Below are 11,664 nucleotides of genomic sequence, written 5' to 3' on the forward strand. Positions count from 1 at the left end.
AAGCCGGTGATCCGCAGATCGATCCGGTCCGGCGGGTCGTGCGTATTTGTGGGTGTCCGGTGGTACGGATATCGTGCTGAGTCCGGTCCGGCAGGGCGCACCGCCTGGCCGACTACCAGGAAGGCCCGAACTTGTCCTCCGCCACGAACTCCGCCCCGGCCACCGCTGACGACGTGACGGACCAGGACGCCGCAGCAGAGGCGGCTGACCAGACGGCAGCGGACCAGACACCGACCGAGCCGCCGACGGCGGAAGGCGAGACCGACCAGGCGACGGCGGCGGACGGGACGGCACCGCCGACCGACGGGTGGCGTCAGCGGGTACGGCGTACCGCCCGATGGTCGGCCGACGTGCTGGCGGTCGGCGGCGTGCTGGCCGCGATGACCCTGCCGTACCAGCTGGATCTGGTGGTCCCGGTCGCGTTCGCCCGCATTCCGGTCGAGGCGCTGGTCGGCGCCGCGCTGCTGCTGGTGCTGCCGGGCCGGGTCCGCACCCCGGTGGCCGCCACGCTCGGCGCGCTGCTCGGCGTACTGATCACGCTGAAGGTCGCCGACATCGGCTTCTTCTCGGTGCTGGACCGGCCGTTCGACCCGGTCCTGGACTGGGGTCTGCTGGCCGACGGGTACCGGTTCGTCGACGCCTCCTACGGCCGGGCCGCGGCGGTGGGCGCGGCGGTCGGCTCCGTCGTGCTCACGATCGCGGTGCTGGCGTTGATGGTCGCCGCAACGCTGCGGCTGGCCCGGCTGTTGGCCGCGCACCGGCGGATCGGCGGCGGTACGGTCGGCGCGCTGACCGCCGGCTGGCTGGTGTTCGCCCTGCTCGGCACGCAGGTCGTGGTCTACCAGGACGAGTGGCGCACGATCGGGCTGCCAGTCGCCGACCGGGCGACCGCCCGGCTGGCGTACGACCACACCATGCAGATCGGCGCGAGCCTGCAGGACCGGCAGGAGTTCGCCGAGCTGGCGGCGGTCGACGCGTTCCGGGACGTGCCCGGCGACGAGCTGCTGACCGCGCTGCGCGGCAAGGACGTGCTGCTGGCGTTCGTGGAGAGCTACGGCCGGGACGCGGTCACCCACCCCGACTTCAGCCCGCTGATCGGCGACCTGCTCGACGACGGTACGCAGCGGCTGGCAGCGCGGGGGTTCCAGTCGCGCAGTGCGTTCCTCACCTCGTCGACGGTCGGGGGCAGCAGCTGGCTGGCGCACGCCACCACCCTGTCCGGGCTGTGGGTGGACAACCAGCAGCGCTACCGCAGCCTGGTGGCCAGTGACCGGCTGACGTTGACCCGGGCGTTCGGCCGCGCCGGCTGGCGGGTCGCCGGCTTCTTCCCCGGCAACAGCCGGGCCTGGCCGGAGGGGGCGTTCTTCGGCTACGACCAGGTCTACGACTCGCGCAACATGGGGTACGCGGGCGACAGGTTCAACTTCGCCTCGGTCCCCGACCAGTACGTGCTGTCGGCGTTCGACCGCTTCGAGCGGCGCGACAACGACCAGCCGGTGATGGCCGAGGTGGCGTTGCTGTCCAGCCACGCGCCGTGGACCCCGCTGCCGCAGCTGGTCAACTGGAACACGGTCCGGGACGGTTCGGTCTTCGACCGGGAGGCGATGGCCGCCGGCCAGGCCAACAAGTCCGCGGAGGACGGATTGCGCAGCGACTACCCGAAGGCGGTGGCGTACTCGTTGAGCACGATCATCTCCTACATCGAGTCGCAGGGCGACGACGATCTGGTGGTGGTCTTCCTCGGCGACCACCAGCCGGCGCCGGTGGTGACCGGTCCGGCGGCCAGCCACGACGTGCCGGTCACCATCGTCACCAGCGATCAGGCGGTCCTCGACCGGGTCGCCGGCTGGGACTGGCAGGAGGGGCTGCGCCCGGGTCCGCAGGCCCCGGTGTGGCAGATGGACTCGTTCCGGGACCGGTTCCTGACCGCCTTCGAGTAGGAGCTCCGCTCGTCACGTGAGTCGGTCTCATAGACCGGCCATCATGCACTGTCTCAGCCGTACGGCTGATGGCTGTACCCGCTGCTCGGGGCCTAGCGTCGACTTTCGACCCTTGAGATCCATGGCCCGGCGGCCGGGACACCCCTGGCCGTTCGGGTTGTGGTTCGTCACGGACTCCCGAGGAGACATTTTGAGGAAGCCCTCGACGAGGCGCCACTCGCCGCCGAACGGCCGTCCGCAGCCACCGCCCGGAACCGGCCGGTCCGGCAACCGCCGTCTGATCGCCCTGCTCGTCGCCGTCGTCGCGGCCGCGCTGCTGCCGGCGGTCGGCCCGACCACGGCCGCCAGTGCCGCGCCGCAGGAAGGTACGCCGATCGCCGGCACCCCGTGGGCCGTGCTCGACGACGTACCGACGGCCAGCCGGTCCGGTCGCGCGCCGGACATCCAGGCGCACCGGTTCGCGGCGTACACCCTGGACCGGGAAGCGATCGCCGTCCAGCTGGACCGGGCGCCGGACGAGTCGGACCGGGCCGCCGCGACGGCGCCGCTGGTGCTGACCGTGCCGGATCCGGACGGCGTGGTGCAGCGGTTCGCGGTGGTCGACTCTCCGGTGATGCAGGACGGGCTCGCCGCCCGGCACCCGGACATCCGGACGTACGCCGGGACCGGCGTCGACGACCCGACGGCGACCATCCGGGCCGACCTGACGCCGCTGGGCTTCCACGCCTCGGTCCGCTCGTCGACCGGGTCCTGGTACGTCGACCCGTACCACCGCGACCAGAGCGTCTATGCCAGCTACCACGCCGGTGACCTGGTCAACCGGCACGGCCCGCTGACCGAGCGGGGCGATGTCGACGCCGCCGCCGAGCAGATCGGCGCGCAGATCGACCAGGCGCAGGCCGACGACCCGGCCGGGGCGCTGGTCAAGCTGCGCACCTACCGGCTGGCGTTCCTCACCGACCCGTCGTACGCGGAGTACTTCGGCGCGGCGAACGTGACCGCCGCCAAGGTGACGCTGGTGAACCGGGTCAGCCAGATCTACGAGGACGAGACCGCGATCCGGCTCGTGCTGATCAACGACACCGACAAGACCAACCTGAACACGGTGGCGGCGGCCACCGGCCCGGACGGGCCGTGCGGGTCCGCGCCGTGCTTCTCCGAGGCGCAGCTGACCGGCTGTTCCGGCGCGACGCTCAACCGCAACCGGATCGTGCTGGGCCAACTGGTCGGGGCGAGCAGCTACGACGTCGGGCACATCGGCTTCGGCCTGCCCGGTGGCGGCGTCGCCGGGCTGGGGGTGGTCGGCGGCGACGGCAAGGCCCGGGGCTGCACCGGCCTGCCGAACCCGATCGGCGACTTCTACGCCGTCGACTACGTGGCGCACGAGATCGGCCACCAGTTCGCCGGTAACCACACCTTCAACGGCACCCAGTGGAACTGCTCCGGCGGTAACCGCAGCGCCACCAACTCGTACGAGCCGGGCAGTGGATCGTCGATCATGGCGTACGCGGGCATCTGCCAGCAGGACAACCTGCAGCCACACACCGACCCGTACTGGTCGCAGCGCAGCTACCACGAGATCACCACGTTCGTGAACTCGACCCGGCCGGCGATCAACGAGGTGCAGACGGTGTCGCTGCGCGGTTTCGACACCGACGGCGACGCGTTCACGATCGTCTACGACGGGCAGTCGTCGGCGCCAATCGTCCGCGGGGTCAACTACACCACCGCCGGCATCAAGGCGGCGATCGAGGCGACCACCGGGTGGCCGGCCGGCGCGACGGTCAGCGTCGCGGCGTTCGGCGGCGTCGGTGCGCTCACCGACGCCGGTTTCCAGGTGACGTTCGACGGTGGCGCGGTGGCCCGGACCAACGTACTGCCGCTCGGGTTGGCCGACCTCGACGGTGCCGCCGGTTTCGTCGCCGAGACCGCCAAGGGCGGTCCGGTCGACAACGGCGGCTGGCGGGTCGCCGAGACCACCAACCACGCGCCGGTGGTGACCGTGCCGGACTCGTTCACCGTTCCGGTGCGGACCCCGTTCGCGTTGACCGGCAGCGCCACCGACGCCGACGGTGACGCCCTGACGTACATGTGGGAGCAGAACGACCGCGGTGGCATCGCCGGGGTCAGCACCGCCGGCACCGCGTTGACCGACAACGTCAAGACCAACGGCCCGCTGTTCCGGGTGTTCGGCACGGCGGCGTTGGTCGGCCCGGACGACACCGAGCAGTACTACTCCCCTGGGCTGAACGTGGTCGACGACGACCCGACCCGGGTCTTCCCGGACATGGCGCAGATCCTGGCCGGTAACACCAACGCGGTGACCGGAGCCTGCCCGGCCGCGCCGGCACCACCGGCCAGCGGCAGCGCATCGAACCTGCCGCAGGCGCTGGTCGACTGCTACTCGGAGTTCCTGCCGACGGCCGACTGGGTCGGCTACGACAACGACCGGACCATGCATTTCAAGCTGACCGCCCGCGACGGTCGGATCGGCGGCGGCGGGGTCGGCAGCGCCGAGACGAAGCTGGTGCTGGCCCCGCAGGCGGGCCCGTTCCTGGTCACCTCGCAGTCCGAGCCGTCGTTCTACCTGGGCGACTCCGAGCAGGAGGTCACCTGGGACGTGGCCGGCACCGACGCGGCACCGGTGAACGCCACACAGGTGCGGATCTCGCTGTCGACGGACGGGGCGAAAACCTTCCCGTACGTGCTGGCCGAGGCGGTGCCGAACAACGGAACCGCCATGGTCACCCTGCCGAACATCGACACCACCACCGGTCGGATCAGGATCGAGGCGGTCGGCAACGTCTTCTTCGACGTCAACGACGCCGACATCCGCATCGACCAGGTCCGTGCGCTGCGGCGGCTGGAGTACGCCGGTGAGACGGTGGTGCACCCGGTCGCCGGGGCCGCCGACGCCGAGGTGCTGTTGCGGGCTGTCGTCACCGGCGAGGCCGGAGACGTACGTGGTACGCAGCTGACTTTCGCCACCGGTGGTACGCCGCTGTGCACCGCCGAGGTCAGGTTGTGGGGTACCGACCCCACCGGTGGCACGGCCAGTTGCCGGGTGAGGCTGCCGCTCGGCGTACACGAGGTGACGACGACGGTCACCGGCCGCCACACCGGTGGCACGACCGCCACGGTGACCGTGTCGCCGACGAACGGCTGGAGTGTCGACGGTGTCGGGTACCTGCGCAGTGACCGGACCGCCGGGGTCTATCCGCTGGACCCGGACCACCGGGTCGAGTTCGACTTCGATGGGCGGTTCACCGCAAACGGGGCGTTGGCCGGCAAGGCACTGGTCGGCTACCGGTCCGGGGACCAGCGGTACAAGTTCCAGGGCGCGACGCTGGAATCGCTGGGTACGACGACCGGGCGCGACGATCACCGGGTGGCGCAGCTGCGCTACCGGGTGACGCTCTACGACCTGTCCACCCCGCAGCAGCCGGTGCTGGTCGCGACCGACCTGACCATGCTGGTCGAGGGGTACGACGTGCGGTATCTGGGCCGTCACGACCTGGCGGCGATCACCGTGTGGGATGGTGACCAGCTGTTGTTCTCGTCGCACTGGGGCTACACCGGCACCACGTTGAAGGGCATCACCGCCTCCGGCGGGGACGTCGTCATCGAGTGACCGGGGCCGCGACAGCGGTCGTCACGCGGGGCGCCGGGCAGTTGCCCGGCGCCCCGTCCCGCTTCCACCCGGTCGTTCGGGCCGGCCGGCGCCCTGGCAGAGTCCGGCGAACAATCCTCAGGGTCGGCGGACGGCGTGCAGCACCGCGTCGTGAACCGTGACCGGGTTGCCGTCCGGGTCGGTGCCCGGCCGGGGCACCGTCTCGGCCCGGATGCTGGCCCACTCCTGCGGGTCCAGCACCGCCGCCACCTGCTCGGCGGTGAACAGCAGGTCCCGCATCCGGGGCCGGCGCAGCCCCGGCACGTCCAGGTCGGACGGGTGGTGGCCGACGATCAGCAGGGTGCCGCCGGGGCGTACCGCCGCCGCGAGCCGGCGGTGCAGCATCGCCCGGTCCGGGTCCGGCAGGTGCATGAACTGGGCGGTGACCAGGTCGAACCGGGCCGTACCCGGATCCCAGGTCCGTAGGTCGGCCGGCTGCCAGGTGAGCCGTCCGGCGATGTCGTCGCCGGCCGTCGCCGCCTGCTCGGCGGCCCGGCGCAGCGCGACCGCCGACACGTCGACGGCGGTCACCGACCAGCCTCGGCCGGCCAGCCAGATCGCGTCGGCACCCTCGCCGGCGCCGACGTCGCAGGCGGTGCCCGCGGGCAGTTTGTCGACGACGGTGACCAGTTGCGGGTTCGGGTTGCCGCTCCACACCCGGTCGACCGAGCCGTACCGTTCGTCCCAGAACTCCTGGCTGATCATGGCGGCGACGTCCGCCGGGCCGTGGTGCACCGGCAGGCCGGAGTCGTCCTCGCCGGCTGCGGCGGCCCGGTGCCGGTGTACCGCGTCGGCGGTGTCCTCCTCGGCCAGGTCGCCGTTGACCGCTGCCGCCGCCATCGTGCCGGCCGCAGCCGCCGCCATCACCTGGGCGAACGGGTTGGTCAGGTTGCCGGCGGCCCAGACTCCCGGGATCGGGGTACGCCCGGTCGGGTCCGCCTCGACCTGTTCGGCCATCCCGCTCGGATGCCTGTTCACCGGCACACCCAGCTTGGTCAGCAGCCGGTCGTCGACCCGCAGCCGGGAGGCGACGGTCACCGCCGCCCGGGGCACCACGGTCCCGTCGGCGAGCCGTACCCCGGTGAGCCGGTCGTCGGTCACCTCCAGCCCGACGACTTCGCCCGGCACCACCCGGACACCACGGGCCGCCAACTGTTCGGCCTGTTCGTCGGTGAGGTCGACACCGGTGTGGGTGAACAGCACCAGGTCCGAGGTCCACTGCCGGAACAGCTGCACCTGGTGCAGCGCCATCTCGCCGGTGGCGAGCACCCCGACCGGCTGGTCCCGGATCTCCCACCCGTGGCAGTACGGGCAGTGCAGCACGTCGCGTCCCCAGCGGTCCCGCAGCCCGGGGATGTCGGGCAGTTCGTCGACCACGCCGGTGGCGAACAGCAGCCGCCGGGCGGCCACCGTACGGCCGTCGGCCAGGCGGACCTCGAATCCTCCGTCGACCCGCTCGACCGCCTCCGCCCGGCCGGGCAGCACCACGCCGCCGTACCGTTCGACCTCCTGCCGGCCGGCGGCGACCAGCCCGGCCGGGCTGATGCCGTCGCGGCTGAGGAAGCCGTGCACGCCGGCCGAGGGCGCGTTGCGGGGTTCACCCGCGTCGATCACGATCACCGCCCGCCGGGCCCGGGCCAGGGTCAGCGCCGCACTCAACCCGGCGGCACCGCCGCCGATCACCGCCACGGCGACCCGGTACGTGGGTCCCCCCACCTTGTTGTCAGCCATCCTGACCACCTCCGGCACCCACGATCCGCCGCCGTCAGCGTAGCGGCAAACTTCCTTGCCGTTTCAGCAAACGCCGGTGGTCAGCAGGCTCCGAGGAGCTTCACCACCGGTCGTGGTGCAGGGCGTCGGTCACCGGTCGGCGCCGCCGCCAGCCGTGCCGTTCCAGGTCGGGTTCGTCGGCCAGCCGGCTGACCGGCCCGACGCAGAGCCAGGCCACCGGTCGGATGCCGGCCGGGATGGCGAGCAGGTCCCGCAGGAACGGCTCCCGGTAGAAGGAGACCCAGCCGACCCCGAGACCTTCCGCGGTGGCCGCCAGCCAGAGGTTCTGAATGGCCAGGCAGACCGAGTAGAGGCCGGCGTCGGCGATGGCGTGCCGGCCGAGCACCGCCGGACTGCCCCGCTGCGGGTCGTAGGTCACCACGATCGACAGGGTGGCCTCCCGTACCCCGTCGATCTTGATGTGCGCGAACCGGGCCGCCGCGACCGGGTCGAGGGTCTGCGCGAACGTCCGCCGTTCCTGCTGCACATGGGCGTGGAAGGCGTCGCGCACCGCCGGATCGCGCACCAGCACGAAGTCCCACGGCTGGGTGAGCCCGACACTCGGCGCGGCGTGCGCGGCGGTCAGCACCCGGTGCAGCACCTCGTCCGGCACCGGCGCGCCGGTGAACTCGGCCCGCACGTCGCGGCGCCGATGGATGACGTCGTACAGGTCGATGAGCATCGCGTCCCATTGTCCCAAGCCGCGCCGGGAATCCGGTTGCCGGCCGGGGCCCGGCCTGATCGGATGGCGGCCATGCTGGTCAGACGGGAACGAGCCGGCGACGTCGCGGCGGTCCGGGCGGTGGTGGCGGCGGCCTTCAGCCGGCCGCCGGCTGCGGACCGGCCGGAGCCGATGGACCGGCCGGGGACCGTGACCGAGACGCCGGTCGAGGTCGGGCTGCTGGACGAACTGCGTGCCGACCCCGCATGGATCCCGGCGCTGTCGCTGGTCGCCGTCGACGCCGGCACCGGACGCGGGCAGGACGGGCACGGGCCGGGCCCGGACGCCGCCGGCAAGGTCGTCGGGCACGTGGTCTGCACCCGAGGGCAGCTCGACGGCCGGCCGGTGCTGGGCCTCGGCCCGCTGGCGGTACGCCCGGACCGGCAACGCGCCGGCGTCGGCTCGGCGCTGATGCACGCGGTGCTCGCCGCCGCCGAAGCCCGCGACGAGACACTCGTCGCGCTGCTCGGCGAACCGTCGTACTACCACCGGTTCGGGCTGCGGCCGGCCAGCGAGTTCGGCATCGTCGCGCCCGATCCGCAGTGGGGAGCCTACTTCCAGGCCCGGCCGCTGGGCGGGGCCGCGCCGACGCCGGGCCGGTTCCGCTACGCCGAACCGTTCGAGCGGCTCTGACCGCTCAGCTGTTCACCGGCCGGCGGGCCACCAGCAGGACGTGGGTGACCGGCCAGTCCATCGGACGACCATCGATGGTGGACAGGGATGCGACCGGGGCGATCCGGTGGTCAACGATCCAGTCGTTGCGCCACGCGCCGCTCGCCGGGTCGATCTCGAACCCGACGTCGGCCAGCAACGCCTTCCAGTCGGCGTACTCCAGTCCGCAGAACTGCTCGCGGGTCTCCGACAGCCAGTTGTCCGGGTAGTCCTTGCGGGTGAGGAAGTCCATCGCCGCGCCGAGCGTCGTCTCGACGACCTCCGGTGCCCCGTCGACCGGCCGATGGCCGAACGGGAAGGCGAAGTCGACGGCGAACTGGTCCAGCCGGGCCCGGGTGGACAGCCCACGCAGGTACGCGGCGACCTCAGCCGGCGGGGCAACGGCGAGGTCGGTCCGGGGTTGCGCCGGGTTCGCACCGTCGGCCGTCGACAGTCGCAGCCGCACCGGGCGGTCGGCGCCGTCCGGGCCGCAGACATCGCTGTTGATCCACACCCCGCCGGGCACCGTGTGGTCGTAGATGGCCTGCACGAATCGGCGTACGGAGGCCATCCGCTCCCCGTACGACCAGATCTCGTGGGTCAACGCGAAGGTCAACGTGGTGTCCACCGACCGGGGCGCGAAGACCGCCCCGCCCAGCACGTTGCGCTGGTAGAAGTAGACGTTCGGGTTGCTGAACGCCCCCTGGGCCTTCTTGTGCACGCACTCCTCGAACAGGTGCCGGGCCACCTCGACACCGATCAGGTCGCTCTCCCGCAGCGCCGGTTCCCGGTCGGCCAGTTCGAGCACCGCACCGGCGCCGCAGCCGATGTCGACGATCCGGCCGGGTCGCACGTACCGGCGTACCGCGTCCCACTTGCGCCGGGCGGCCTCGGCGAACGCCTCGGCGTAGCTGCGGTAGTCACGGGTCGCGGTGAGCCCGCCCTCCGCACCGACCACCGGATCGTCGACCACCGACCGGACGTGGCCTTCCAGCCCGTACCGGTCGAAGACGTCGACGCTCGCCGGGTGGGCCAGGTCCCGCCAGCTGTCGTCGCCAGCGGCCAGCCGCAGCAGCACGTCCCACGGGCGCGGCGGCGGTGGGTCGACGTCGGCCTCCACCCCGGCCACCGGGAATCCCAGCCGCCGGTACATCGCCGCCACCTCCGGGGTGGAACAGGCCAGCACGGTGTCCGCCGGGGTCAGCTCCAGTCCGGTCACCGCCGCCACGGTCTTCACCGTCACCTCGGCGAACCGGTCGGTGGCCACGACGTCGAAGACCGGCACCACCACCGAGCGCAGCCCGGTCAGGACGCTGAACCGCTCGATCGCGGCCTCCCGTCGGTGGTACGGCACCGGGTTGCGCCGGGTGTTGCCGTGGTTGGCCGACGTCACCGCCCAGACGACGGTGCACGGCCCGTCGGACGCCGCCGCCTCGCGGGCGGCCAGCCGGCTCAGATAGTCGGCCTGGAACCGGGTGAGAACGTGGTGCCGACCGGGAAAGAGCAGGTAGCGGGCCATGGCACGTTGATAGCCTACGGCCGCCGTGACCGGCCGGGCAGGGTCGCCACGGCCCAGGACCGGGGACCTCGACGCCCCAGGGAGGAGACAGGCACGGTGAACGCGAGCGCCCTGCTGGTGGAGACCTTCGACCGGCTGCCCGAGCTGGTCCACGCGGCGGTCGACGGCCTGGGCCCGGAGCAGCTGCGCTGGTCACCGGCGTCGGGCACGAACCCGATCGGCTGGCTGGTCTGGCACCTGACCCGGGTCCAGGACGACCATCTGGCCGAGGTGATCGGCGAGCCGCAGGTCTGGGTCGGCGACGGCTGGGCGCGCCGGTTCGGCCTGACCGCCGATCCGGCGGACACCGGGTACGGGCACAGCGCCGAGCAGGTGGCGGCGGTGGCGCCGGAAAGCGCCGCCGCGCTGGTCGACTACTACACGGCGGTCGCCGACCGGACCCGGCGGTTCCTGGTCGGCCTGACCGACGCCGACCTGGACCGGATCGTCGACGAACGGTGGGACCCGCCGGTCACCCTCGGCGCACGGCTGGTCAGCGTCGCCAACGACGACCTGCAGCACGTCGGTCAGGCCGGGTGGCTCCGGGGGCTGCTGAGCGCGACCAGCTGACCGCGACCGGCTACCCTTTTGACACGGTGTGCCGCAATAGGCATGCTGTGTCTCCGGCCCGAGGCATGCCCTGTCTCCCCGGCTCGCCGGAGCACCCGCGCAGAGGAGTTCCCCTCATGTCCGTACCCGTGTCGGAGAGCGCCACCACGCCGCAGCCCGCGCCGGTTCCGGCTGCCCGGCGCGGCGGCGACGCCGGGGCGTTCCTCCGCGAGTTCCTCCGGTCGCCCACCCGGATCGGTGCGGTCGCTCCCAGCTCGCAGCGGTTGGCCGAGGCGATCACCGCGCCGATCCCGGAACGCGGCGACCCGGTCGTCGTCGAACTCGGGCCCGGCACCGGCGCCTTCACCGGGGTGATCCAGCGGCGGCTCGGCGGCCGGGGTCGGCACCTGGCGATCGAGCTCAGCCCGACCCTCGCCGACCTGCTGGCCGGCCGGCACCCGCAGGTCGAGGTGATCGTCGGCAACGCCGCCGACTGCCGGGCCCTGGTGGCCGGGCAGGGCCTGGCCACCGCCGACGTGGTGGTCAGCGGGCTGCCGTGGGTCTCCTTCCCGCGTGATCTGCAGTCGTCCGCCCTCGGTGCGGTGTGCGACGTGCTGGGACCGGACGGGGCGTTCACCACGTTCGCGTACGTGCTGACCGCGCAGACCCCGCCGGCCCGTCGGTTCCGGCAACTGCTGCGGGACCGGTTCGAGGAGGTGGTGATGGGGCGTACGGTGCTCGGCAACCTGCCGCCGGCCTTCGTCTACCACGCCCGCCGGCCCCGCCGCTGACCGCTCTTCCCGGC

General features: G+C 72.7%; 8 protein-coding genes. 5 read left to right on the forward strand and 3 right to left on the reverse strand.

Going from position 1 to position 11,664, the window contains the following annotated elements; all coding sequences use genetic code 11:
- Positions 1-131 precede the first annotated feature (131 nt).
- Both ACN27J_RS13470 and ACN27J_RS13475 read left to right on the forward strand, forming a co-directional pair.
- The gene (locus tag ACN27J_RS13470) at positions 132-1,940 is read left to right on the forward strand and encodes a sulfatase-like hydrolase/transferase (RefSeq protein ID WP_421366482.1); all 1,809 of its coding nucleotides are present in this window, start codon (positions 132-134) and stop codon (positions 1,938-1,940) included.
- Between the two features lie 190 nt (positions 1,941-2,130).
- A complete protein-coding gene (locus ACN27J_RS13475; RefSeq protein WP_421366484.1) occupies positions 2,131-5,571 on the forward strand; it encodes a M12 family metallo-peptidase in 3,441 nt (1,146 codons plus the stop codon).
- A 117-nt stretch (positions 5,572-5,688) separates the two neighbouring features.
- Here the strand turns inward: ACN27J_RS13475 and ACN27J_RS13480 are convergent, their stop codons facing one another.
- Together ACN27J_RS13480 and bluB are read right to left on the reverse strand one after the other, a co-directional pair.
- On the reverse strand, positions 5,689-7,341 hold the full coding sequence (locus ACN27J_RS13480) for an FAD-dependent oxidoreductase (RefSeq protein WP_421366486.1): 1,653 nt from the start codon (positions 7,339-7,341) through the stop codon (positions 5,689-5,691).
- A gap of 100 nt (positions 7,342-7,441) precedes the next feature.
- A complete protein-coding gene (gene bluB, locus ACN27J_RS13485; protein WP_421372222.1) occupies positions 7,442-8,056 on the reverse strand; it encodes a 5,6-dimethylbenzimidazole synthase in 615 nt (204 codons plus the stop codon).
- Positions 8,057-8,134: 78 nt separating this feature from the next.
- Between bluB and ACN27J_RS13490 the strand changes: the two genes are divergently transcribed.
- A complete protein-coding gene (locus tag ACN27J_RS13490) occupies positions 8,135-8,734 on the forward strand; it encodes a GNAT family N-acetyltransferase (protein ID WP_421366488.1) in 600 nt (199 codons plus the stop codon).
- Positions 8,735-8,738: 4 nt separating this feature from the next.
- On the opposite strand, the gene ACN27J_RS13495 is transcribed toward ACN27J_RS13490, so the two are convergent.
- The gene (locus tag ACN27J_RS13495) at positions 8,739-10,271 is read right to left on the reverse strand and encodes a class I SAM-dependent methyltransferase (RefSeq protein ID WP_421366490.1); all 1,533 of its coding nucleotides are present in this window, start codon (positions 10,269-10,271) and stop codon (positions 8,739-8,741) included.
- Positions 10,272-10,367: 96 nt separating this feature from the next.
- Here ACN27J_RS13495 and ACN27J_RS13500 point away from each other — a divergent pair, with 96 nt between their 5' ends.
- Both ACN27J_RS13500 and ACN27J_RS13505 read left to right on the forward strand, forming a co-directional pair.
- Complete coding sequence (locus ACN27J_RS13500) at positions 10,368-10,880, forward strand: mycothiol transferase (protein WP_421366492.1); 513 nt, start codon at positions 10,368-10,370, stop codon at positions 10,878-10,880.
- Positions 10,881-10,996: 116 nt separating this feature from the next.
- Positions 10,997-11,650: a class I SAM-dependent methyltransferase gene (locus ACN27J_RS13505; protein WP_421366494.1), complete on the forward strand. Its 654-nt coding sequence runs from the start codon at positions 10,997-10,999 to the stop codon at positions 11,648-11,650.
- Positions 11,651-11,664: the final 14 nt, after the last annotated feature.

The sequence above is a fragment of the Solwaraspora sp. WMMB762 genome, assembly GCF_049179115.1.
Classification (GTDB): Bacteria; Actinomycetota; Actinomycetes; order Mycobacteriales; family Micromonosporaceae; genus Micromonospora_E.